A 24,034-nucleotide genomic window follows, 5' to 3' on the forward strand; every position below is an offset into this window, starting at 1 on the left:
CTTAATAATTGATTAATAGTGACACTTTCCACATTCTTTCCCACCCATTTGGGCGACAGTCACTTTATCTACTCCATACTTTTTAGATAGATCTTCGTGTATGTTTTTGTAGTATCCATTTCCTTCCATCTTAACCAGAGTTTCTTTATGGCAATCGATACACCATCCCATAGTTAATGGAGAGAATTGATACACTTCCTCCATTTCTTCAACAGGACCATGACATTTCTGACATTTAATCCCTCCTACTGTCACATGTTGTGAATGGTTATAATAAGCAAAATCAGGTAAGTTATGAATCCGAGTCCATTTTATCGGCTCAGTTTCTCCTGTATATTCTAAATTATCTGAATCCCAACCCGCTGCTTTATATAGTTTTTGAATCTCTCCATCATAAAAAGCCTTTGAATGCTCTGCGGTTGCAGTTTCTTCAGCGACTTCACCAATATTTTTATGACAGTTCATACAAACATTAATAGAAGGAATTCCCGATGTTTTACTATTTTTCGCAGAAGAGTGACAGTATTCACAGTCAATTTTATTATCACCAGAATGAATTCTATGAGAAAAAGCAATTGGTTGAACTGGCTGATAACCTTGATCAACACCAATATCCATCAATGCTGTAAAACCAAAGTACACTAAATTAAACAACAAAATTATCGTTGCAATAATCTTTAAGAACCCATTATCAGATTTAAAATAGACAAACACAATTAACCCAGCTAACACTAAGAAAACTACATACGAAACAAAATTAGATGTACCCGATTCTTCAACTTCTACAGGGGAATCAACAACAGCAGCTCCCGCTTTTTTAACTGGATCAGCATCCAGATAAAAAACAATATTTTCAATATCCATATCTGACAACTGAGGATAAGCAGTCATTGGTAACTTATTAAACTCTTCGTAAATTTCAATAGCATCTGCGTCACCAGAAGCTCTTAAAGCATTATTATCCTTAATCCATGCTTTTAACCAATCTAATTCTCTTTTATCTGAAATCTTCCCTAATGCGGGACCCACTAATTTTTTATCCAACTTATGACAAGCAGCACAATTAGCATTAAATAAACTTTTACCAGCTTTAGCATCTCCTTGTGCAGATAAACCAAAGGTAAAAAGAAATAAGAAAGTAAGACTAGTAACTACTAACCTCGCGATTTGACTGTGTTTTTTCACACTTTTCATACTTAAAAATATAAATTTTCTATCTTAACTTGAAATAAATTAACTCTTACAAAAACGAATTAAATTTTCCTTTTTTTTTGAACAAAAGTACTACATATTCCCAAAATTCTAAATTAATATGGGAGCATCTAACCAATTTATAGTTATTCTAAATAGCGAAGACTTCTAATTAGATAGCTTCCAATTATTTATGATTATTTAAATATTTAATATATTCATTTCCAACGCTTTCTAGATAATCTAGCGCGATCATATATAACCATCATCTATCCAAATTAAATCAATATTTAAACATCAATAACACAACTCTTGTTCTAAATAAATTTTTCATGATTTTTATCAATAGTAATTCACATTTAACCACAACGACCCTTTAAATTAAAAATTTATTTTTAAATCAGGATAAAAAAATAAAATTAACTCAATTTACAAGCATTGGTAACTCGCAATATTTTATGTTTGCAACAAAATCAATGTTTTATGAGAAATCAAATTTTATTACTTGTTTTTTTTTTTTTAATTCCATTTTATGGATTTAGTCAATCCAGTGCGGAACAAAGCTTAGACCAGCTAATACAGAAAAAAATAAAATATAATAGCAATACAAAACGCGGATTTTGCATTCAGGTTTACAATGGTAATGAAAAACAAGCAATTCAACATATTGTACAATTTTCCGCTTTATTTCCAAATATACAAATAAAACGAATCTATAATGTCCCAGAATGGAAAGTACAGACACAAATCTATAAAACACGACTTGAAGCTGACCGTGTTTTAAACCAAATAAAACTAGAATATTCAGGTGCTAGAGTAGTATACCTTAACGCCACAGGTCATTTTTAGAACGAAGAGATTGACCAATGGACTCTTTTACAGGTGATTCACGAAAAAGACAATCGAATAGCAATATTAGATTTAGATTGTTTTTTTGACAATATCCCAAACAAAGTAGGATTTAAAAAACCTAAAACCATTAATAGTTAATCATCATAATTGGAATGACTGCTTTTCTTATAGTTATATTGGCAATATATACTAATTTTATTTTTAAATACCGCAATAATTTGGAATATTTTTTATTCAGATAAGCAATAAAAATTGAAGCATAGCCCCGTTACGGTTTTGTTTTTGTGTGAAATATGAATGAAAAAGAAACGAATTTAATGCGTCATTTGAATGTTAAATTGATGTAATACATAATAAACATCAATGAGCTTCACAAACTTCTCGCCTTAACTGAAATCCATTTTACTGAAGACAACCCAGATTTGATAAGGTTTGTAAAACCTAATCCACTAATTAACACATTAGAATTGGAAAATCACAAGTAAAAAGCAATAGACCTAAGCAAGACTAATGTTACAATACTAATGATTAACGTGTCTAAATTAAGTAAATTAAAACAAGTAACGAAATAAGGTCTATATCTCATTCTGGAGATTTAAACAATTTGAAAAATCTTATTATAGAACATCCTTTGGATGAGAAGTTTTTAGAAATCGAAATTCAAACAAACTAGATTTTGAAATACCTAACTTCAATTTAAGCAGTTTAATGATACCCATTAACAAACTTAATTTTGATTCACTCTCAAGTACACATCCTAAAGTAAAAATCCATGAAAATTTGAAGTAATCCAGGTTATATTGAAAAATTTAAACAAATCGAATCCATACAGCTGCAAGATTTATTTGGGTTTAGAATAGATGAAGTGCCAAATAGTAAAATGTTCCCTAATCTAGACTTTCTAAGACTAACTAGTATGCCTAAAGCAGTAGGACAGTTTGTGAAAAATAAATTCAACATATCTCCCTTCTTAAGTATAACAAAATTACTCAATGATAAATGGTTGACAGAAAACTTAAATACTCCTTTTAGAAGCAGGTATAGAAGAGAAGGTATTTCAGTAACAGACAAAAAAACTAGCTTCATTACCCAAGTCTTATGTGATGTATGTAAGTGAGGTTGCACCATTACTGTCTTATTTCATATAAGTGGCATGTGAACTTTTAGACGTTTCTATCTTTATATCAAAACAAAAAAACCATATAATAAATTATATAGTAACTACATATTACTTAAATTTGCCAATTCTAAAAAGAAAACACAATGGCAAGAATACTTACTGGAGTACAGAGTACAGGAGTTCCTCACTTAGGAAATTTACTTGGAGCAATAGAGCCAGCAATAACAATGGCAAACGACCCTAAAAATGAATCTTTCATTTTTATTGCTGATATGCATTCGGTAACTCAAATTAAAGATAACGAAGTCTTAAGTGAAAATACTTATGCGGTTGCTGCTACTTGGCTTGCCATGGGATTAGACACAAGTAAAACCGTTTTCTATCGTCAAAGCGATGTGCCTGAGACTACTGAGCTTTCGTGGTATTTAAGCTGTTATTTCCCTTATCAACGTCTAACATTAGCACATTCGTTTAAAGATAAAGCTGACAGGCTTACCGATGTAAACTCAGGCTTATTCTATTATCCTATGCTTATGGCTGCAGATATTTTATTGTACGATGCCGAATATGTTCCTGTGGGTAAAGATCAGCTTCAACATTTAGAAATGACTCGAGATGTAGCTAATCGTTTCAACCATCAAATGGGAGATACTTTTGTAGTTCCAGATGCCAAAATCAGCGAAAAATCAAAATATGTTACTGGAACTGATGGTAGTAAAATGAGTAAATCAAAAGATAATTTGATTAATATATTTTTGCCCAAGAAACAGTTAAAAAAACAAGTAATGGGAATTGATACCGATAGTAAAACGCTAGAGGAACCAAAAGACCCAAACTCTTGTAATATTTTTACAATATATAATTTACTAGCAAGCGAGCAGCAAACAGAAGAAATGAGAGCTAATTATTTAGCAGGTAATTTTGGATATGGACATGCTAAAATGGCACTTCTAAATGTGATTCTAGAGAAATATGCCGAGCCTCGAGATAAGTTCGATTATTTTATGAATAACAAGCAAGAATTGGATGTAATTTTAAAAAAAGGTTCTGAAAAAGCTAGAAAAGTTAGTTCGGTAGTTCTAGCAAAAGTGAGAACTAAATTGGGATTCAAATAAACATAACTTTTTTTGAAACATACTGTTTTAACCCTTTGTCTTATCGCAAAGGGTTTTATTTTTATTGAAATATATTTTAAAGAAAACAGCTAATACCAAATGAATTTCAGAGTGGTTGATAATAAATTTGAATTATTTTTCTTCTAAACCTTTATGAACATCTGGGGTTACAACCATTCGTCGTTTTCCTCCATTAGAAATTTTAAGCATGGTTTCTAATCCTAATTCACAATACACTTTAGCCCACCTTCGAATACTTGATTCACTAACATTTAAATGCAACGCTAAATCATTTTGATTGGTAATCTATTTTGATTGCTTAAAAAGCAAAAACAAAATACGGGTTTTAACACGGTGAGATTTACTTCTTTTACGTAGATTCTCTAAATAATATTTACTCTCTTTTACGATAAATGTTCTTAATAATGCCATGCAGGAAGATACAAAATACATCAATCAAATGGAAATATAATTGATGTAAACTCTTCAATAATTTTAACAAACCCAAATTTCCTCGGATAATAAATACTTCGCTAGACCTTTGTTCAAAAGTTTTGTTTTTTAATCAAAAAAAACTTTTTGAATTAACGTCCCTGATTTACGACTTAGCCCTTGAAAACTATTAACAGATGTTCCTTCTTCTCAAAGGAATTAAACACTAAATTCGCCTAAATTAAAAACTTATAATATGAAAAAAGCATTATTACTATTTATCGCATTCACTACAATTAGCTTGGGAGGTCTTTCAGCTCAGTCATTTTCTGGATTAACAAAAGCCCTTACATCTTCTAGTAGCGAAACTCAGCAGGAAGCTTTATTAAATCAATCTGAAATTCAAAATCTAATTGCTGCAAAACTGGGTGAAAGTCCTGAGTTGACAGATGAAGCCATCAATTATTTAAAAAACAACGCTGAGACAAAATCAGAGATTTCTGCTGTAATTGCTGAAAATCCAACATCTAAGGAAAAGATAATGGATTATATCACTAGCAATCCTGAACTTCTTTCTAAAGCCATGGACTACATTAAAAGTAAACCTGAACTCATGGAAAAAGCACTCAAATTAATTGGGATGTAAAATCATAAAAAAAGGCTACTTCATAAAGTAGCCTTTTATATATATAACTATATTCGTTTATACAACACCCTGAGCTAGCATGGCATCTGCAACTTTTACAAAACCAGCAATATTAGCCCCTTTAACATAGTCTACATATCCGGTTTCGTCTTTACCATACCTTACACAAGACTTATGTATATCTATCATAATTTCTTGTAATTTCTCGTCTACCTCTTCTCTCGACCATCTAAATCGCAATGAATTTTGGGTCATTTCTAATCCTGAAGTTGCAACTCCTCCTGCATTTGATGCTTTTCCTGGTGCAAATAATATCTTTGCTTTATGAAACTCAGATATTGCATCAGGGGTTGAAGGCATATTTGCTCCTTCACTCACACAAATACAACCATTTTTCATCAAAGTAATTGCATCTTCACGACTCAATTCATTTTGTGTAGCACAAGGCAAAGCAATATCACAAGAAACTGCCCATGGTCTTTCTCCTTTCAGAAATTCAGCAGATGGATATTGATCAACATATTCTGAAATACGTCCTCTTTTTACATTTTTTAAATGCATAATAAAAGCCAGTTTTTCCTTATCGATACCCTCTGAATCATAAATACTACCCGAAGAATCAGACATGGTTAAGACTTTAGCTCCCAATTGAATCGCTTTTTCAGTGGCATATTGCGCTACATTTCCAGATCCTGAAACCAATACGTTTTTCCCATCAAAAGAATCATTTTTTTCTTTTAACATACCTTGAGCAAAATAAACAGTTCCATATCCTGTGGCTTCAGGTCGAATTAAAGAACCTCCCCAAGACAAACCTTTTCCGGTTAACACTCCTGTAAACTCGTTTTTTAATTTTTTATATGCTCCAAATAAAAATCCAATTTCGCGAGTTCCCACTCCTATATCTCCTGCAGGGATATCTGTATTTGCACCAATATGTCGAGATAACTCACTCATAAAAGCATGACAAAAACGCATAATTTCATCGTCTGATTTCCCTTTGGGATCAAAATCAGAACCTCCTTTACCTCCACCCATAGGTAAAGTTGTAAGTGAATTTTTAAATACTTGTTCAAATGCCAAAAATTTTAGAATACTTAAATTAACGGTTGGATGGAACCGTAACCCTCCTTTATAAGGACCAATCGCAGAATTCATTTGAATACGATACCCTCTATTAACATGAATATCTCCTGTGTCATCAACCCAAGACACACGAAACATAATCACTCGCTCAGGCTCCACCATCCTCAACAGAATATTTTTACCATAATAAATACTGTTCTTAACAATATAAGGGATTACTGTATCAGCCACCTCTTGAACTGCTTGTAAAAACTCTGGTTCATGAGCGTCTCTAGCCCGAACCTGTTCCATAAACTCGTCAATTATTTTTTGCATAGTGTATTCTTTTAATTTCGAATTAAAATTACTAAAAATATATTTATCTCTTCTTCTACACATAAATTTTTTATAAACATTAACAGCAATTTGTATTTACAGGTATCACCAATACTATTCCAGTAAAAAATAGTACAGGTCTTTTTCTTTTTTTAAATTAGCAGACTAATTTCAGAAACAATGTTAGATAAAGTAAAAAAGCTGATTGGTGATGTAGAAGCATTTAATGCTTCTACAAAAGAAGAGGTGGAACAATTCAGAATTCAATACCTCGGTAGTAAAGGTGTTTTAAAAGATCTTTTTAATGATTTTAAAACCGTAGAGAATCATTTAAAAAAGGATATTGGACAAGCATTGAACCAATTGAGAGGTGCAGCTTCTGAAAAAGTAAATGAGCTAAAAAATTCTTTTGGAAACACTACTGAAACAAAAAGTTTGTATGGCGACTTAACACGCCCAGCTGACCCTATTAATCTAGGAGCTAGACATCCTATTTCAATTGTGAGAAATCAAATCATTGAAATTTTCAACAGAATTGGATTCACAGTCTCTGAAGGACCTGAAATTGAAGATGACTGGCATAATTTTACTGCTTTAAACTTGCCAGAGTACCACCCTGCTCGTGATATGCAAGATACTTTTTTTATAGAAAAAAATCCAGATTTGTTATTGAGAACACATACCTCATCAGTACAAACAAGGTATATGGAGAATAATACTCCTCCCATTCGTACTTTATCTCCTGGTAGAGTCTTTAGGAATGAAGATATTTCGGCTCGTGCCCATTGTATTTTTCATCAAATTGAAGGGTTGTATATTGATACAGATGTTTCTTTTGCCGATTTAAAACAAACCTTATTGTATTTCACAAAAGAGATGTTTGGAAAATCTAAAATAAGATTACGCCCCTCCTATTTCCCTTTTACAGAACCAAGTGCTGAAGTGGATATTTATTGGGGACTAGAAACGGAAACTGATTATAAAATTACCAAAGGAACTGGATGGTTAGAAATTATGGGTTGTGGAATGGTAGACCCTAATGTTTTAAAAAACGCAAATATCGACTCAACTAAATATAGTGGATATGCATTCGGGATGGGGATTGAAAGAATTGCAATGCTGTTATATCAAATTCCTGATATTAGAATGTTTTATGAAAATGACGTACGATTCTTAGAGCAATTTAAATCTGTTCTTTAATGAAAAAAGACATTCTTATTCCTGAAGTTACAGATGTCTTTATGGCCATTGTAAAAGAATACAATGAAGATTTTAAATGTGATGATTGGAATGCCTATATTATAAACAATAAAGAGGTTGAACTTGAAATGGTTTTAATTCTCTCTAAAGGAGATGAAGAAACAACAAAGCTTAAAACCTCTGTTCTTCGTAAAAAAATCGACAAATTACCCGCAAAATCTTACGCAAAAGTGGAGTATATCAACCCTGCTGTTTTGCGATTAAATAATATTTTTGATGTCACCTTTTTTGAAGCTAATAAAATGTTCGATAAAACCTTCACATTTAAAAAAGGAACCGTAAAAGAAGGCTCACTTAGGATGATTCCTCTGTTAAAGAAAAAAGGCGTTCTTATCAAATAAGCATAGCTATACTTCAAATAATGGCTTTCTTAGTTTCTTTTATTAGGCAATCTTGGAGAGATTACCTATCTTTATTTTTTATATTAAATTGATACCCCAATATGAGGATAATTTTAAGTTCTATTTTTATTTGTTTGACTTTTACCGTACAAGCCCAGATATCAACCTTATATGTAGGAGGCTTTACTGATGGTGAAGGAAAAGGAATTTACACGTTTGATTTCAATAGCCAAACAGGAGCTCTAAAGAATCAAAAACTAGTTGCTAAAGCTAATAAGCCTTCTTACTTAGTCATCAGCCCTGATAAAAAAACAGTGTATGCAGCTACGGCATCTGATAATTATTTAAACACTAATAGTGGTGCAATTGCCTCCTTTACTGTCCTTAAAGACGGAATGCTGGAGAAAAACGCAGAAATAAGTTCTTATGGAGAAACCCCATGTCATTTAAGCTTAAATGATAAAGGAGATAAATTGGTTGTTTCTAATTATTCAGGTGGTACTTTTAGCCTATATTCAATTCACAAAAAAGGTCAAATAAACACAGTTATTCAGGTAGAAAATTTAAACTACGATAGTATCAAAGCTCATACGCATGCTGCACAGTTTTTTAAAGACCAATTATTTGTTGCTGATTTAGGTTTGAATAATTTAATCCAATATACTTTTAAAGATTCTAGCTATGTGGAAACACAAAGCATTCCTATGTTAGAAAAAAGTGGACCTAGACATTTTGTTATGACAGAAAATGCTGAGTTCATTTATGTTATTAATGAATACGGAGGAACTATAAGTACTTTAGTAAAAGAAGGAAATACTTACATCAGAAAAAACGATGTCTCTACACTTAGACAAAATTATAAAGGAATAAATGCTTGTGCGGATATCCATCTTTCTCCTGATGAAAAATTCTTATATGGGTCTAATAGAGGAGAAAACACTATTGTTGTTTTTGAAAGAAACAAAAAAAATGGTGATCTAAAAAAGGTACAAACGATTAGTTGTCACGGGGACTGGCCCAGAAACTTTACTTTAGGTCCTAAAGGAAACTTCCTACTCGTTGCCAATCGAAAATCTAACAATATTTCTATTTTCTTAATCGATAAAGCCAGTGGTGAACTTACTTATATTTATGATGTAAAATCACCAAATCCTACTTGTTTACAATTCTAAATAATTAATCTAACAAGTCTGTCAATAATTTAAACTGATGTTTTGGACTCCTTTTTAAATATACAATATTATATACTGTATCTATAATAGGTGTATTAGCTTGGTTTACTTCATTCAGTTTGTATGCGCTTTTTACTGCGTAATACCCTTCTGCAACCATACTCATTTCCATCATTGCAGCTTTTACAGTATAACCTTTACCTAACATATTCCCAAACATTCTATTTCTACTAAAAGTAGAATAGCCCGTAACTAATAAATCGCCTAAATAAGCTGAATTATTAATATTACGTTTCATTTTATGTATCTTTTTGATATAACCCTTCATTTCTCGAATCGCATTCGACATAAGAACAGCCTGAAAATTATCTCCATACCCTAATCCATGAGCAATTCCTGCTGCAATTGCATAGATGTTTTTTAACATTGCCGCATACTCCGTTCCAATAATATCATCTGAAGTTTTACATTTGATATAATCCCCAGACAATACATCACTTAGCAATTTCGCTTTTACCTCATCTTGACAAGCGATTGTTAAATAAGACAAACGCTCCATAGCAACTTCTTCTGCATGACAAGGTCCTGTTACGACTCCAATATTTTCAAAAGGTATTTGATGTTCTCTATGTAAATGTTCCCCTACAATCAATCCTGTTTCGGGAACAATCCCTTTAATGGCAGAAAAAATAGTTTTTTCAGATAGATCTTCATTAATTTTTGATAATTCAGACATCAAAAATGCAGAAGGAATCGCAAAAATCAACACATCAGCATAGGAAACCATTTCGTTTATATCTGCAGATAAAAACAATTGATCTACATTAAATTCTGCAGAAGAAAGATAATTAGGATTATGCTTGTTTTTTTTAATATATTCAATAGAACTCTCAGAACGCATATACCAGCCAACAGTTATTAGGTTTTCACACAACATTTTAACGATTGCGGTAGCCCAACTTCCTCCACCTAATACTGCAATTTTTAAAGATTTATCCATAAATTAATGATTCAATTCTCAAAAATAAGAATTTATACGCAACAATTCACAGTATAATCAGGATTCCTTAGACTACAAGCTGTAAGAAATATTACTATCTTTGGAAAAGATTCAAATCATACCCATTGAGTACTTTCAAACGTTTTTTTAAAGACACTATTATCTATGGTGTTGCCGCCGTTTTGCCTAAGGCGATTAATGTTTTGCTTGTGAGATTACACACGAGTACACTCTCTCCAAGTGAATATAGTGTAAATACCAGCTTTTATGTTTGGGCTGCTTATTTTAATATTGTTCTTACCTATGGAATGGAAACCGCTTTTTTTCGGTTTTTCAACTCGGAAAAAGAAAAAGGCAAAGTAATTTCAACCGCATTTATTTCAATATTAACAACAAGTCTTTTTGCTCTATTTACATTACTGACTTTTAAAGATTCCATTTCTACTGCTCTAGGTTTTTCAAACCCTTTATATTTCTCTCTCTTAGTATGGATCTCTATTTTAGACACTTTAATTGTAATACCCTTTGCTTATTTAAGAGTGAGTGGACTCTCAAAAAAATACACCCTATTTCGACTATTAAACATTGCTGTTTACACTCTTTTTAATTTGTTTTTCTTATGGTATTTACCCCGAAAAACAACAAATACAGCTGCTTTTTTTAATGATATCTATGACCCCTCTTTTAAAGAAGGCTATATTTTTACAGCAAATTTAATTGCCAGTGCTGTAACATTTATTTGTACGATTCCAATTATATTTAAATTCAAAATCTCATTTGATAAAAATATTTTAAAGAAAATGTTTCGTTATTCATGGCCTATTCTATTTGCTGGAATTGCGTATACCACAAACGAGAATCTAGATAAACTTATCTTGGAAGATTGGCTAGGAAAAGAAACTATGGGAGCCTATGCGGGTGCCTATAAAATTGGTGTTATTATGTCGCTATTTATCATGGCATTCCGCTTGGGAGCAGAACCTTTTTTCTTTAATCAAGCAAATAAAAAAAATGCTCCAACCACCTATGCCATCATCTTAAAATGGTTTACAATAATCGGTGCTGTATTTGTTGTCTTTATCGTAGGCTACATCGATATTATCGCCTCGATTTTCTTGGGAGATAAGGCGTATTATAAAGCCTTATCTATCGTTCCTATAATATTAATTGCCAATCTATTTCTTGGAATCTACAACAACTTATCTATCTGGTATAAATTAACCGATAAAACGAAATATGGAATGTATATTTCCACATTAGGAGCCTGTATAACTATATCTATGTTATATATCTTAATCCCTAAAATTGGTTTTATGGGAGCCGCATGGGCAACAGTAGCTGCTTACGGAACAATGCTATTGGTCTCCTATTTTTTAGGCAAAAAACACTACCCTGTTCCTTATGATGTTAAAAGAATAGGAGGTTACTTACTTGTATGCATCGGTTTATCAACTCTATCTTTTTTATATTTCAAGGGTGATATTCTTATCAATACAATACTCATCCTTTTATTTTTATTCCTTATATATATCTTGGAACAAAAAGAGCTTAGGAAAAGTCTAAAACTTAAATAACTTACTTTAAATGGATCGTTTTTAAAACAGCTTCTAATTCAAACATATAATCTCTCTTTTCTACGGAAGGAGCATAAACAAAACCTTCTACTACAATCCATCGATTGTTTTTAACATCTTCAATTACATAATTTAAAAAGGGACCTGCCATAAAATCGTTTAAAAGATCCCATTTTCCGTAGGTTACATAACAAGGTTTCTCATCCATTTTAGTTCGAAAAACTCTCGGTGTATATAATTTTTCAGTAACCATATACATGTTTTCCTGACTACCAGGAATATACTTTTTGCCAATCGTATCTCTCATATTAGAAATAATTTTCACCAGGTTTTTTTTTGATTTTGGAATAGGTACAGAGTACACCAAGATATTAGAAGTTCCATCTCCTTTTGCAATACCTCCCGAAAGACGCTGACGCAACCAAAGAAACTCTCCAGTATCATCAACTTTCTTAAAAAATTTAGGGATCACCATCTCCAAGCCAAGGTTGTTTAAGGTTTTAAAAGAAGTCTCAAAATATGAATTTTTTATATGTGATTTTTGTATGTTTTGGATGTCAAATTCCTTAAATGATCGAATCATTTGTTCCTGATACAACTCTAACATTTCAACAAGTTTCTCTTCACTAGTTCCAGTAATTTTAATAATCTGTTGAGGTTTTGCATATATATTTTTCTTGGACTGAAAATTATTGACAGAATCTAGACTTACAATCAAAATATTTCTACTTGCTTTAAACATCTTTCCAAAAGAAATCTCAGGTATTTGTGAAACACCAAACTGATTTTCTTGTTGAGGCATTCCCAACACAGGAGTCATGATAATTTCTTTTAGTTTTGCACCAACTTCTCCACTCCACCGACTATTGTCCATAACAATCAACAGGTGATTCATTCTTCCGTTAGAATCTAAAAAAATACGTTTCTGCCCTTTTTTAGATTCACATGAAGTAAATAGTAAAACAATACTCAGTAATAATAGAAGGTTTTTCATAAGTGAATTTATTTTTGTATTAAGACTCTTTTCTATAGAGAATTAGTTTTCTTCCTAAAGCAATACTCGATGCATTCCAAATATCGTTCCAGTCTTTAATTTGCTGTGTCGTGATTTTATCATAATTATTAGAATTGCTCCATAAAGGATCTCTTTTTTCTACTGTAAACTCTAATTGTTGGGCATTATTAGATATCGATTTTACAACTTTTTTTTGTGAACTATTAATTTTAGACATCGTAAAATTCAACCTTTTGGGATAAATAATTAGACGTTGACCCACCCTTAAATTTGTGGTTTTCATTCCGTTCCACCTTTTTATGTCCGAAACACGAACTCCATATTTGTTTGCTATTTTCCCCAAATACTCACCACTCCTTACTACATGTCGAATTCGTTGATTCATCTCAAAATATTTAGGCAACGGTTTTTCTCTTTCAGCATCTTCTTTTGCTACCATGGCATAAATTTCTTTTTCATTCTTCACAAACAAGCCTGCTTTATCAATAGGCAAACGAACCGCATATTTTTTATCCTTCACAAAAGGAATTATATCCAATTTATATTCTGGATTTAAAAACTGAAGCATCTCATGACTTATATTTAAAGTTTCATTTAGCTGATCGAAAGTTAAAGTTCGTTTTACACGAATAGTGTCGGTTGCAAAATGAGGAACCATAGGAGACATAGGAACAATTTTATGTTCTTGAGCATATTCGAAAACATATAAATTTGCATAAAAAGCAGGTAAATAATTTGCTGTTTCCCTAGGCAAAAAAGCTCTTATATTCCAATAATTCCGATGACCTCCTGATCTTCTTATTGCTTTTGAAACATTTCCTGGTCCCGAATTATATGCTGCCAATGCCAAATCCCAATCGTTAAATGTTTTATACAGCGTCTCTAAATATTTACAAGCTGCTTCAACCGATTTTACAGGGTCTTGACGTTCATCTACATAAGAGCTAATATTCAAACCAAACTGTTTCCCTGTTTGATACATAAACTGCCACATTCCAGTAGCTCCAGCCCAAGATTTTGCACGGGGATTTAAACCTGACTCAACAACTGCTAAATATTTAATTTCAAGTGGAATATCATATTTATCCAAATAAGATTCAACCATTGGAAAATAATACAATGCTCTCGCCATCATTTTTGGATAATACTTTGAGCGTGTTTTTAAGTAATGCTTAATCAAACGTTCTAACTCAGGATTGTATTCCAAATTAAAAGGAGTTTGTTCATTTAAACGCTCCAATCTTTCCTTAAGAAGTTCTGTTGACAAGTCAACATTGTTGATTGATAGCTTGTCAAAATCTTCATCATAGGTCAACGATATATCCTCATAAAGAGGAGAGCTGTACATCGTATCCAACCACAAACTATCAATTACAATAGGGTGGTTTGCTAATGCTTTTTCAATGATAGAGTCTTGCTGAACAAATACTTCATGAATTATTGAATCTGATACAACATTAGTGGAATCGATGCTTTTAGTCTGGCCAAACGATAAATTTATAAAAGCACTTAGTAATAAAAAAAATCCTAATTTAAGACGTGTCATGTACAATATATAAAAATTACTCTGCTAGCAATTTGGCGATTTCATCTAAATTAGGTGACAAAATAATTTCAATTCTTCTGTTTTTAGCTTTTCCTTCGTTAGAATCATTACTCGCTACAGGAATAAACTCACTTCTCCCTGCGGCAGTTATTTGCTTAGTACTAACATTAGAGTCTTCTAAAATTCTAACAATTGCAGTTGCTCGTTTAACAGATAAATCCCAATTATCTTCGATAACTCCTCCATTAAATGGATCATTATCTGTATGTCCTTCAATTAATACATTAATATCTGGATTATCTGACAACACTTTTGCTAATTTTTTAACCGCTTTCTTTCCATTTACACCTACTGCCCAACTTCCTGAATTAAAGAGTAATTTGTTTTCCATAGAAACATAAACTTTACCATTTTTGTTTACAATTGTCAAACCTTTACCTTCAAATCCTTTCAATGCATTGGCGACAGTATTTTTTAACTCTTGCATTGCAGATTCTTTCTCTGAAATTAATTTTTCTAATTCATCGATTTTACTTGACCTAGCAGAAAGTTCTCCTTCCAGTTTTCTTAAACGAGCGCTTTCTTCCATTAGTTTGGTCTCTTTTTCGTCTAGTTCAGAAAGCAATTTTCTGTTTTCAATTGCATTTTTCTCCAACGCCGAAGAGCTTTTAGAAGCTAGCATATCATAAGTTTTCTTTAACTCAATATTGGATTTTTTCAAATCATCAACCTCCCGTTCTAAAGCTTCATTTTTCTGTAATAAATCGGCATGCTTATTCTCTAATTTTTTAAGATCTTCAATATTCTTGTTTTTATTTAATTGTAGTTCATCATTCTGAGCCAACAACTCTTTTTTATCTTCATTCAATTTATTGTATTTGTCTTCTAAATCAACAAACACTTTTTTCGAAACACATGACACCGCAATTGCAGCAATACAAATACTTAGAGTAATTTTTTTTAACATCATAATTATTTATTTAATTCTACTACAATAGGACAATGGTCGGAATGTTTTGCATCAGGTAATATATAAGCCCTTTCTAACCTGTCTTTTAACGTTTCGGTTACCAAATGATAATCTATTCTCCATCCTTTATTATTATTCCTAGAGTTAGCTCTATAACTCCACCAGCTGTAATGATCCGATTCTTTATTAAAAATTCGGAAACTATCGATAAATCCATTTTTTATAAAGGCATCTAACCAAGCTCTTTCTTCTGGTAAAAACCCAGAGACTCCTTTCATTTTTGGATTGTGTATATCTATTTCTTCATGACAGATATTGTAATCGCCACAAATTATTAAATTGGGGATTTCTTTTTTTAATTCATTTACATAAACCTGAAATTCATTCATAAACCTAAACTTAAATTCAAGTCGATCAGAATTTGTTCCTGATGGTAAATACAAGCTCATAATCGAAACTGTATCAAAATCTACACGTAGGTTTCTACCTTCAAAATCCATCGATTCTATACCTGTTCCAAAAACGATATGATTTGGTTTTTCCTTACATAAAACAGCAACTCCGCTATATCCTTTCTTTTGTGCAGAAAACCAATAGTTATACTTATAACCAGCAGCTTTAAATACGGTTAAATCCAACTGATCCTCTTGAGCTTTTATTTCTTGTAAACAAAGTACATCTGGATCTGCAGCCGTTAACCAATCAATAAAACCTTTTTTCAGCGCTGCTCTAATCCCGTTTACATTGTAAGATATTATCTTCATTTTTTTTACGTCTGATAAAAATTTCTTAATTCTGTTCGCTTCAGTTTTTTTGAAGCCGTGCGAGGCAAGTTATCAATTTTCACCAAATCTATCACTTTGAACAAGGGATTTAATTTTGATTTAATCAAATTTTGTACTTTCTTTAACGCTTCATTTTCTAATTCCGTCTCAGAACCCACAAAATACACAACCAATTCACTAGGTCCTCCATTTTTGGACGAAACTGCAATTGCGGCAGATTCCTTTACAAAATCTAAAGTATTGACAACAACTTCTATCTGAACCGAACTCACTTTTATCCCCCCTAAGTTCATCGTATCATCTACCCTACCATTTGCTTTGTAAAATCCATTTTCTAAATAAAGAAATTCATCTCCGTGTTTTCTCAGTGTATTTCCTTTATATTTTGGAACATCTTTATAATAAACATCATGATGACTTCTATTTAATAATTCTGTTGAAAGTCCTAGTATCGGAGGGATTAAAAAAACTTCTCCTAATTCATCTTTTTCTCCTTTGTCATTTAATAAAACGAATTCTCCTCCAAGAGTCTGAGTAGAAAATTGACTTGGTTTATTTTCTTGAACCAAAGTACTCGCAATATAGCCACCACCAATTTCGGTACCTCCACAATATTCAATTACTGGCTTATGATTTGCCAAACTCATCAAATAAGACATTTCTTCGGGGTTAGACACCTCTCCAGTAGAACTAAAACAACGTATTTCTCTCCAGTCAAATCCCTCCATATTTCTGCTTAACTTCCACGCTTTAACAATACTTGGCACCACACCTAACATTGAAACTTGAGTGTTTTGTACAAATTCGCCAAATTTATTTTCCAAAGGACTTCCGCTGTATAGTGCAATAGTTCCTTTATTTATTAAAGAAGCAAAAACGAGCCATGGTCCCATCATCCAACCTAGGTTTGTTGGCCAACAAAGTACATTTCCTTCTTTTATATCATGATGATAATAGGCTTCACTAGCAGATTTTATAGGAGTTATATGTGACCAAGGAATGGCTTTTGGTTCTCCTGTAGTCCCTGATGAAAAAAGAATGGTCGACCTGTGGTGAGGGCTCACTTTTACCGAAGTAAAACTAATGTTTGAGCTAAGGAAATCTTTAAAAAAAACATCACCGAATTTTAAAAAAGTTTTTTTCAATTCATCTTCTACGACAACACAATTATGCGCACCTGCTTCTAAGCTTTTTTGATACAACAAATGATTTTTACCAGCCCTTGTATAGCTCTCTTGTGTGAAAATAATTTTTGGTTTTGTGATTTTTAATCGAACAGTAATTTCATCTACCGAAAAACTATCAGCAATCGTAGCCACGATACAACCCGTTTTAATTGCTGCCAAATAAATAGCTACTGCCGCTACTGACATAGACATATAAATAGCAACTGTATCGCCTACCAACACCCCCTTTGATACAAGTCCATTCGCAATGGTATTTACTTTTACCTCTAACTCTTGATACGTAACTTTTTCAAGACTATTTTCCTTGTCATAAACAATCGCTATAGCATCCTTATCAGCCTGAAAACAACTATCTATAATGTTGTATTTAGCACCATATAACCATTCAGCGTTTTCAACTCCATTTGTAACCTTTACGATAGAATTGTATTTTTCATCAAAAACAATTCCGAGTTTCTCAATAGTTTTCTCCCAAAATGTATATTTATTTTGAACGGACCAACGCCAAAACTTATCATAGGAATTGATTGACAATTCTTTCATCATTATATGAATATTTGTCATTTCAACCTCCCCTAAAGCAGTAATTATTTTTTCCATAACACCAAACGTTAATTGATCCTAAAAGCCTAAAAATATAAACCTTACCCGTAGTCTAATTCATACCTAAAAAACATATAATTCATCTATCTCCAACTAATCATTAGAACTTAAACAAAACACTTTTTATAAGTAAATAAGTGTTTGATGTTACAGATTCAAGAGATCTTTATTAATTAAAACACGATTTTTCAATAACACTTCTATTGTGTTTTTGAAATTTGATTATCTGTCTCATATTTACAACTTTAGGACGAGTAATAATATCTGTTTTACCCATTTCAAGGGAAGGTATTTAACCCTTTCCTCTTGAAAAACAATAAAAAGAAAACCCTCTAAAAACTTGCATTTATTACTTGAGTTTAAATTTATTTATTTGATAGAACCTACGACTTCTCTAATAAGTGAATTCATAATATCATAAGATCCAGTTCTGTTTTTATGGGTTAAACCCGTTCTAACAATTACTAATTCTTTTGAAGGAATAATAAAAATTCTTTGACCGTGATAGCCATCTGCATAAAACATATCTTTTGGAGCATCTGGTATAAATCCATCCGTATTTGTCCAAAATTGAGCTCCGTATTCGTTTTTTGATTGTTTTGTTGGAGTTGTAGTATATTCTGCCCAAGACTCATTGAATAATTGAGTTCCGTTCCAGTTTCCTTTGTTTAAATAAAGCAATCCTAATTTTGCCCAGTCTCTTGCGGTTGCCCACGCATAAGAAGAACCCACGTAATTCCCTTCCATATCCGTTTCAAACAGCATAGAGTTCATACCAATTTTATCTATTAATTCGGTATATGGGAAATCTAAATATTCTTGCTGTGTTTTAAATTGTGATCTTAAAATACCTGAGATCAAATTAGTAGTTCCCGATGAATAATTAAAATGAGTACCTGGTTCAAATTCTAGTTCTTTGTTCACTTGTGATTGGGTCATGTCTCTTTCCATAAATAACATTTTCGTCACATCAGAAATTTTGGCATAATCCTCTTCCCATTCAAGTCCGCTTATCATTTTTAGTAGATGATGTGTGGTGATCTTTGAACGGTTATCATTTTTCCAGTCTTTTAAACGTAAAGATTCTATAACAGGTTTTTGAATATCAAAGCCCTTTTCGTGTTCTAGGACTCCCATTATTGTTGCGAGCAAACTTTTTGCCATAGACCAACCTAAAAACTTACTGTCTTTATCAAAACCTTTAGCATATTTTTCAGCAATTAAATGACCTTTATAGAGTACTAAAATAGAACGTGTTTTTTTCTGAAACTCTTTATTGTTTTCAACAAAGCCATTTTCTATCGCAGCTGTAAGATTCGAATAATTGATGTTTGTAAAAACAGAATCAGAAGGTGCTCCAGTACCGTACGGATATGCTAAGTTAGAAGTATTTGCAGTTCTTTTTGGAATTAAAAAGTTTTGATGAATATCAAAATCATTATCTATGACAACAGATCCTTGTCCTTTACGAAACAATGCTTTTCTAGACAACAACCCAAATACACTTGAAGTAGTTAATTTTGTTTTTACATCAACTTCTGTTTTTGCTAGCTTTATAGAAGGGACATTGTTGTCAGTAGCGTTGATTACAGCAACCTTTCTGTTTGATATAAAAACATTAGAACTCATGTTTTTTGCTGCATATCCTGCAATTATATTCAGTCTAGGATATTGTAAATAAACTACGATAATCAGGATAACGATTACTATTAGGCTAATGATTTTGAAAAGTTTCATAAGTACTATTTGAGTTTCTGCTAATTTATCTAAAAAAAGGGATTAAGCAGGTTATTATACACCTGTACTTCCAAAACCTCCTGCTCCGCGTTCTGTTTTATCTAACTCAGTAACAGTGGCCCATTCAGCACGCTCGTGTTTGGCAATAATCAATTGAGCTATTCTTTCTCCATCATTAATGATAAAATCTTCATTAGATAAATTCACTAATATAACACCTATTTCACCTCTATAATCCGCATCAATAGTGCCCGGACTGTTTAAGACGGTAATCCCTTTTTTTGCAGCCAAACCACTTCTAGGTCGTACTTGGGCTTCTGTTCCTACTGGAAGTGCAATAAATAATCCTGTTTTAATAATTGCTCTTTGTAAAGGTTTTAAAATGATAGCTTCCTCAATATTCGCTTTTAAGTCCATTCCAGCTGACGCAAGTGTTTCGTAATGTGGAAGTGCGTGTTTGGATTTATTGATAATCTGAATTTTCATATGCTTGCTTTTTATTAAAAAATAAGATAGTGAATTGACGCCATAAATAAGTTATAGTTCGGTATTAAAATACACTTTGTAAAAATGCATTTGTTTTTCTTCGTCGAATCCTTTTTCTAAAAACTCTTTAGAAGAAGCAAGGTTTTCTAAATCTAGTTTGATTTGAATATGTGTATCTAGTTTGATCTCGCTTTTTATTTTTCTTTTCTGAGATTCAAAGACAGAGTTTGAAACTTCAAATTCGTCCCAAAATCCGATTTGTTTTTTTTCTTCAAACAGTTCTTTGTATTCAATAAAAGCGTTTCGAATGCTATCATTGTTCTTAAAAACCTGAGCCTCAAATTCTTTTGGACTAGCAATATCCTTTTCTGCGAAATAACCTAAGGTTGTGCTTAAAAAATCCGCTTGTTCTTGTTTTCCTAACTCTTCCTTGACAACCGTATTAGAAAAAGACTTACACATATCTAAAAAATGCTTAGTTTGTGCATTATCATCATCTGCAAAATCGATATTTAAAAAATGTTGCTTCCAATAAGCAGCATCATAATTATTGTTATCAATACTTAAAACGGTAAAACCATTTTCTTTTTCCGTATTTAAAATCAAACAGCCTTTGTCAATTTTTCCAGGATTTATTCCTTTGTCAATACCGAGAGATATTTCTTTGCCTTCGATAAAGGTTTGAAAAAAGGGAGTTCTTTTTTCTATTTTTAAAATTCCTATCGCATCTACTAATTCTCCTTTGATAAAGATATCTGAGAAATAGGAAACAATTAAATCTCCGGTTTTTATTTGTGGATAAGATGATTGTTCAAAAAGATGTTTTGCTATATGTTTACTATTATCAATAAAGGTATTTGGATCGTTAAAAGTATCAGCACAATAGGTAAACATTTCGTTCATAGAAAGATGTGTCGCATGCTGAAAGTTGTAAAACTCATTGATTTTTCCAAAAGGCTTTAAGCTCATTGAAAACAATAATTTATAAAGCTCTTCGTCTTCGGTATTTAGCAGTTTTTCTGAATAAACATTTTCTTTTTCAGTATGCTTATTCCCAATCTTATGAAGGATGGTTTGACTTATAAATGTTTCTTCTGTTTGAATCATAAAATAGGTGTAATTAAAAAATGCAGTAATAAAACTGCATTTTTCTAATTTATAAATTTTCTTCTAAAACCCCTCTTATATAAGAGTTCTTGTCTTCTGTCTTTAAGTTTTGCAATAGTTCGTCAAATGTTTTGCGCAACCAAATATTACTCAATACATATCTAATGACTTCAACTTTTATGGTCGAGTTATTAGACCCCAAGCTCATTTTTATAAACTTAGCAAAGTTCTCGTCTTCTTTTGTTTCTATATTTGGCAATACCAACAAACAAGCCAATAGTTCTTTATTTGACTTTGCAGTAAAGAATGCAGTTGACAAAACTTCAAAAGGAATATTTTTTGACAGGTTAGATAATTCAAGCCTAAAAGCATCTCTTTCTTCATCGTTTCTTGCTTTTAAAAATTTACTAGCTATAGGACCAACTTTTTCAAAATTTTCATTTTTAGCAGGTGCGGCAGCTTTCTTTTCTTGTTTAGCCCAAGAGTCTGTTAATGCAACGGTTCTATTAAATACCAATTGCTCAGAAGAACTATCTGAATCAGTACAGAAATATCCCTTACGTTGAAATTGATATTTGTTTCCTGTTTGTGTGTTTTGTATACTAGGCTCAACAAAAGCAGTTCCAATGGTTAAAGAGTTCGGGTTAATAAATTCCTTAAAATCTTTGTCTTTATGTCCATCAGGAGCTTCATCAGTAAATAATCTATCATACAATCTAACTTCCGCTTTTATAGCGTGTGCAATTGAAACCCAGTGTAAAGTTCCTTTTACTCTACGTTTGCTGGCTTCTGTTCCGCTACCACTTTTAGAGTCTTCATCATAAATACAATGAACTTCTGTGATATTTCCTTCTGCGTCTTTTATAACGTCGTTGGCTTTTATAATATAAGTGTTCTTTAAACGAACTTCTCCTCCGAGTTTTAATCTAAAGAATTTTTTATTTGCTTGTTCTCTAAAATCTTCCTTTTCAATATAAATTTCTTTCGAGAAAGGAACCTCCCTAGTTCCAGCATTTTCATCTTCAGGATTATTTTCAGCAGTTACCCATTCCTCTTTACCTTTAGGATAATTGGTAATAACCAATTTTAAAGGGTTTAATACAGCCATAACTCTTGGTGCGGTTTTGTTTAGATCATCTTTGATACAATATTCTAACAAGGCAACATCCGTAACGTTTTCTCTTTTAGAAATACCTGCAGTTTCACTAAATTTTCTGATAGATTCAGGCGTATAACCTCTTCTTCTTAAACCCGAAATTGTTGGCATTCGTGGGTCATCCCAGCCATTTACAACTCCTTCCTCAACAATTTTCAATAATTTACGCTTACTCATTACAGTATAACTTAAATTTCTACGTGCAAATTCACGTTGTTTAGGTCTTTGTTTAGAAGTGTCAATTACTTGATCAACATACCAATCGTATAATTCTCTATGACTATTAAATTCTAATGTACAGATAGAATGAGAAATTTGCTCCAGATAATCAGATTCACCATGAGTCCAATCATACATTGGGTAAATACACCAGTCGAAACCCGTTCTGTGGTGTTCTTTTTTAAGGATACGATACATAATAGGATCACGCATATGCATATTTACATGCTGCATGTCTATTTTTGCTCTTAAAATATGAGTTCCTTCATCAAAATCGCCATTTTTCATTTTTAAAAAAAGGTTCAAATTTTCTTCTATAGAACGATCTCTATTCGGACCATTCACTCCTGGCTTCTTTGGAGTTCCTTTTTGAAGAGCCATTTCTTCTGAAGATTGATTGTCCACATAAGCCTTACCTTCTTTGATTAATTCAGTAGCCCAATCATAGAGTTGTTGGAAATAATCTGAAGAGAAAAATTCTTTATCCCATTGAAAACCTAACCATTGTACATCTTTTCGAATAGCATCTACATATTCTTGCTCTTCTTTTGCAGGGTTTGTATCGTCAAAACGTAAATTTACAGGTGCACCGTACTTTAATCCTAAACCGAAATTTAAGCAAATCGAAGCTGCATGCCCTATATGTAAATACCCATTGGGTTCTGGTGGAAAACGAAAACGTAATTTATCTTTTGACAAACCATTGTTTAAATCTTCTTCAATGATTTGTTCTAGAAAGTTTAAAGATTTTTTTTCTGACATCTTTAACAAGTTGAAATGTTAATTAAAGACACAAATTTAAAGAAATTAAGGCGAATAGAAATGTTTTTAAAGAGGGAAATTTTTCGAAAAATGATTTTATACGGTATCGGGTTTAATACCTCAAGACTTACTTCCTACGAAAAAAGCGGTAATCTTTGAAGATGAGTTTGCCCTGGGACTTTCGTAAATAGGCTAGAACTAGCAATAAATTATATACATTGTGCCTGTTGCACAACTCTGTTGATAAAGACAAGAATCTAAGGTAAAAGAAGCTTCATTTTTCCTTAACTTTAGTTATGCAAGGCAAAAAAGAGTACCAAGAAAAATTATTTGCCCATTTTCAATTAAGTGAGCGAA

At 32.1% G+C, this 24,034-nt stretch carries 21 protein-coding genes; 8 read left to right on the forward strand and 13 right to left on the reverse strand.

Annotation, left to right across the window (positions count from 1 at the left end; all coding sequences use genetic code 11):
• Positions 1-12: 12 nt before the first annotated feature.
• Entirely contained in the window at positions 13-1,194 is a 1,182-nt protein-coding gene (locus V5787_RS04395) for a c-type cytochrome (protein WP_336892056.1), read from the reverse strand.
• 480 nt (positions 1,195-1,674) lie between these two features.
• Between V5787_RS04395 and V5787_RS04400 the strand changes: the two genes are divergently transcribed.
• The 3 genes from V5787_RS04400 (at position 1,675) to trpS (ending at position 4,278) form a co-directional block, all read left to right on the forward strand.
• On the forward strand, positions 1,675-2,040 hold the full coding sequence (locus V5787_RS04400) for an SPOR domain-containing protein (RefSeq protein WP_336892057.1): 366 nt from the start codon (positions 1,675-1,677) through the stop codon (positions 2,038-2,040).
• A gap of 919 nt (positions 2,041-2,959) precedes the next feature.
• On the forward strand, positions 2,960-3,160 hold the full coding sequence (locus V5787_RS04405; protein ID WP_336892058.1) for a hypothetical protein: 201 nt from the start codon (positions 2,960-2,962) through the stop codon (positions 3,158-3,160).
• 146 nt (positions 3,161-3,306) lie between these two features.
• Positions 3,307-4,278 carry a tryptophan--tRNA ligase gene (trpS, locus tag V5787_RS04410; RefSeq protein WP_336892059.1) on the forward strand — a complete coding sequence of 324 codons (972 nt, stop codon included), beginning with the start codon at positions 3,307-3,309 and terminating at the stop codon, positions 4,276-4,278.
• 132 nt (positions 4,279-4,410) lie between these two features.
• Here trpS and V5787_RS04415 read toward each other — a convergent pair whose 3' ends face one another.
• Positions 4,411-4,560, reverse strand: a complete 150-nt coding sequence (locus V5787_RS04415; protein WP_336892060.1) for a hypothetical protein — start codon at positions 4,558-4,560, stop codon at positions 4,411-4,413.
• Positions 4,561-4,966: 406 nt separating this feature from the next.
• Here V5787_RS04415 and V5787_RS04420 point away from each other — a divergent pair, with 406 nt between their 5' ends.
• Positions 4,967-5,356 (forward strand): hypothetical protein, encoded by a 390-nt coding sequence (locus tag V5787_RS04420; RefSeq protein WP_336892061.1) that lies wholly within the window; start codon positions 4,967-4,969, stop codon positions 5,354-5,356.
• A 57-nt stretch (positions 5,357-5,413) separates the two neighbouring features.
• Here the strand turns inward: V5787_RS04420 and gdhA are convergent, their stop codons facing one another.
• Entirely contained in the window at positions 5,414-6,757 is a 1,344-nt protein-coding gene (gene gdhA, locus V5787_RS04425; protein WP_336892062.1) for an NADP-specific glutamate dehydrogenase, read from the reverse strand.
• A gap of 180 nt (positions 6,758-6,937) precedes the next feature.
• Between gdhA and pheS the strand changes: the two genes are divergently transcribed.
• The 3 genes from pheS to V5787_RS04440 all read left to right on the forward strand — a co-directional run bounded on the left by pheS (position 6,938) and on the right by V5787_RS04440 (position 9,530).
• The gene (gene pheS / locus V5787_RS04430; RefSeq protein ID WP_336892063.1) at positions 6,938-7,957 is read left to right on the forward strand and encodes a phenylalanine--tRNA ligase subunit alpha; all 1,020 of its coding nucleotides are present in this window, start codon (positions 6,938-6,940) and stop codon (positions 7,955-7,957) included.
• Complete coding sequence (locus V5787_RS04435) at positions 7,957-8,358, forward strand: hypothetical protein (RefSeq protein ID WP_336892064.1); 402 nt, start codon at positions 7,957-7,959, stop codon at positions 8,356-8,358. Before pheS ends, V5787_RS04435 begins: the two co-directional genes overlap by 1 nt.
• A gap of 101 nt (positions 8,359-8,459) precedes the next feature.
• Positions 8,460-9,530 (forward strand): lactonase family protein, encoded by a 1,071-nt coding sequence (locus V5787_RS04440; protein WP_336892065.1) that lies wholly within the window; start codon positions 8,460-8,462, stop codon positions 9,528-9,530.
• A 4-nt stretch (positions 9,531-9,534) separates the two neighbouring features.
• Here the strand turns inward: V5787_RS04440 and V5787_RS04445 are convergent, their stop codons facing one another.
• Entirely contained in the window at positions 9,535-10,530 is a 996-nt protein-coding gene (locus V5787_RS04445; RefSeq protein WP_336892066.1) for an NAD(P)H-dependent glycerol-3-phosphate dehydrogenase, read from the reverse strand.
• A gap of 125 nt (positions 10,531-10,655) precedes the next feature.
• Between V5787_RS04445 and V5787_RS04450 the strand changes: the two genes are divergently transcribed.
• Complete coding sequence (locus V5787_RS04450; RefSeq protein WP_336892067.1) at positions 10,656-12,104, forward strand: polysaccharide biosynthesis C-terminal domain-containing protein; 1,449 nt, start codon at positions 10,656-10,658, stop codon at positions 12,102-12,104.
• 1 nt (position 12,105) lies between these two features.
• On the opposite strand, the gene V5787_RS04455 is transcribed toward V5787_RS04450, so the two are convergent.
• From V5787_RS04455 to V5787_RS04495, 9 genes are all read right to left on the reverse strand, one after another.
• The gene (locus V5787_RS04455; protein WP_336892068.1) at positions 12,106-13,098 is read right to left on the reverse strand and encodes a DUF4837 family protein; all 993 of its coding nucleotides are present in this window, start codon (positions 13,096-13,098) and stop codon (positions 12,106-12,108) included.
• 19 nt (positions 13,099-13,117) lie between these two features.
• A complete protein-coding gene (locus tag V5787_RS04460) occupies positions 13,118-14,665 on the reverse strand; it encodes a transglycosylase SLT domain-containing protein (protein WP_336892069.1) in 1,548 nt (515 codons plus the stop codon).
• Between the two features lie 16 nt (positions 14,666-14,681).
• On the reverse strand, positions 14,682-15,635 hold the full coding sequence (locus V5787_RS04465; RefSeq protein WP_336892070.1) for an OmpA family protein: 954 nt from the start codon (positions 15,633-15,635) through the stop codon (positions 14,682-14,684).
• Positions 15,636-15,637: 2 nt separating this feature from the next.
• A complete protein-coding gene (locus V5787_RS04470) occupies positions 15,638-16,399 on the reverse strand; it encodes an exodeoxyribonuclease III (RefSeq protein ID WP_336892071.1) in 762 nt (253 codons plus the stop codon).
• 5 nt (positions 16,400-16,404) lie between these two features.
• A complete protein-coding gene (locus tag V5787_RS04475; protein WP_336892072.1) occupies positions 16,405-18,207 on the reverse strand; it encodes an AMP-binding protein in 1,803 nt (600 codons plus the stop codon).
• Positions 18,208-18,579: 372 nt separating this feature from the next.
• A complete protein-coding gene (locus V5787_RS04480; RefSeq protein ID WP_336892073.1) occupies positions 18,580-19,947 on the reverse strand; it encodes a serine hydrolase in 1,368 nt (455 codons plus the stop codon).
• 54 nt (positions 19,948-20,001) lie between these two features.
• Positions 20,002-20,433, reverse strand: a complete 432-nt coding sequence (gene dut, locus V5787_RS04485) for a dUTP diphosphatase (RefSeq protein WP_336892074.1) — start codon at positions 20,431-20,433, stop codon at positions 20,002-20,004.
• Positions 20,434-20,484: 51 nt separating this feature from the next.
• On the reverse strand, positions 20,485-21,540 hold the full coding sequence (locus V5787_RS04490; protein WP_336892075.1) for a nucleoid-associated protein: 1,056 nt from the start codon (positions 21,538-21,540) through the stop codon (positions 20,485-20,487).
• A 49-nt stretch (positions 21,541-21,589) separates the two neighbouring features.
• On the reverse strand, positions 21,590-23,677 hold the full coding sequence (locus tag V5787_RS04495; protein WP_336892076.1) for a glutamine--tRNA ligase/YqeY domain fusion protein: 2,088 nt from the start codon (positions 23,675-23,677) through the stop codon (positions 21,590-21,592).
• Positions 23,678-24,034 lie beyond the last annotated feature (357 nt).

It is taken from the genome of Flavicella sp., from assembly GCF_037132785.1.
Classification (GTDB): Bacteria; Bacteroidota; Bacteroidia; order Flavobacteriales; family Flavobacteriaceae; genus Flavicella.

Coding starts and splice junctions, on each gene's coding strand:
- V5787_RS04395 (WP_336892056.1), bottom strand. CDS start 1,194: ATGAAAAGTGTGAAAAAACACAGTCAAATCGCGAGGTTAGTAGTTACT.
- V5787_RS04400 (WP_336892057.1), top strand. CDS start 1,675: ATGAGAAATCAAATTTTATTACTTGTTTTTTTTTTTTTAATTCCATTT.
- V5787_RS04405 (WP_336892058.1), top strand. CDS start 2,960: ATGCCTAAAGCAGTAGGACAGTTTGTGAAAAATAAATTCAACATATCT.
- trpS (WP_336892059.1), top strand. CDS start 3,307: ATGGCAAGAATACTTACTGGAGTACAGAGTACAGGAGTTCCTCACTTA.
- V5787_RS04420 (WP_336892061.1), top strand. CDS start 4,967: ATGAAAAAAGCATTATTACTATTTATCGCATTCACTACAATTAGCTTG.
- gdhA (WP_336892062.1), bottom strand. CDS start 6,757: ATGCAAAAAATAATTGACGAGTTTATGGAACAGGTTCGGGCTAGAGAC.
- pheS (WP_336892063.1), top strand. CDS start 6,938: ATGTTAGATAAAGTAAAAAAGCTGATTGGTGATGTAGAAGCATTTAAT.
- V5787_RS04435 (WP_336892064.1), top strand. CDS start 7,957: ATGAAAAAAGACATTCTTATTCCTGAAGTTACAGATGTCTTTATGGCC.
- V5787_RS04440 (WP_336892065.1), top strand. CDS start 8,460: ATGAGGATAATTTTAAGTTCTATTTTTATTTGTTTGACTTTTACCGTA.
- V5787_RS04445 (WP_336892066.1), bottom strand. CDS start 10,530: ATGGATAAATCTTTAAAAATTGCAGTATTAGGTGGAGGAAGTTGGGCT.
- V5787_RS04455 (WP_336892068.1), bottom strand. CDS start 13,098: ATGAAAAACCTTCTATTATTACTGAGTATTGTTTTACTATTTACTTCA.
- V5787_RS04460 (WP_336892069.1), bottom strand. CDS start 14,665: ATGACACGTCTTAAATTAGGATTTTTTTTATTACTAAGTGCTTTTATA.
- V5787_RS04465 (WP_336892070.1), bottom strand. CDS start 15,635: ATGATGTTAAAAAAAATTACTCTAAGTATTTGTATTGCTGCAATTGCG.
- V5787_RS04470 (WP_336892071.1), bottom strand. CDS start 16,399: ATGAAGATAATATCTTACAATGTAAACGGGATTAGAGCAGCGCTGAAA.
- V5787_RS04475 (WP_336892072.1), bottom strand. CDS start 18,207: ATGGAAAAAATAATTACTGCTTTAGGGGAGGTTGAAATGACAAATATT.
- V5787_RS04480 (WP_336892073.1), bottom strand. CDS start 19,947: ATGAAACTTTTCAAAATCATTAGCCTAATAGTAATCGTTATCCTGATT.
- dut (WP_336892074.1), bottom strand. CDS start 20,433: ATGAAAATTCAGATTATCAATAAATCCAAACACGCACTTCCACATTAC.
- V5787_RS04490 (WP_336892075.1), bottom strand. CDS start 21,540: ATGATTCAAACAGAAGAAACATTTATAAGTCAAACCATCCTTCATAAG.
- V5787_RS04495 (WP_336892076.1), bottom strand. CDS start 23,677: ATGTCAGAAAAAAAATCTTTAAACTTTCTAGAACAAATCATTGAAGAA.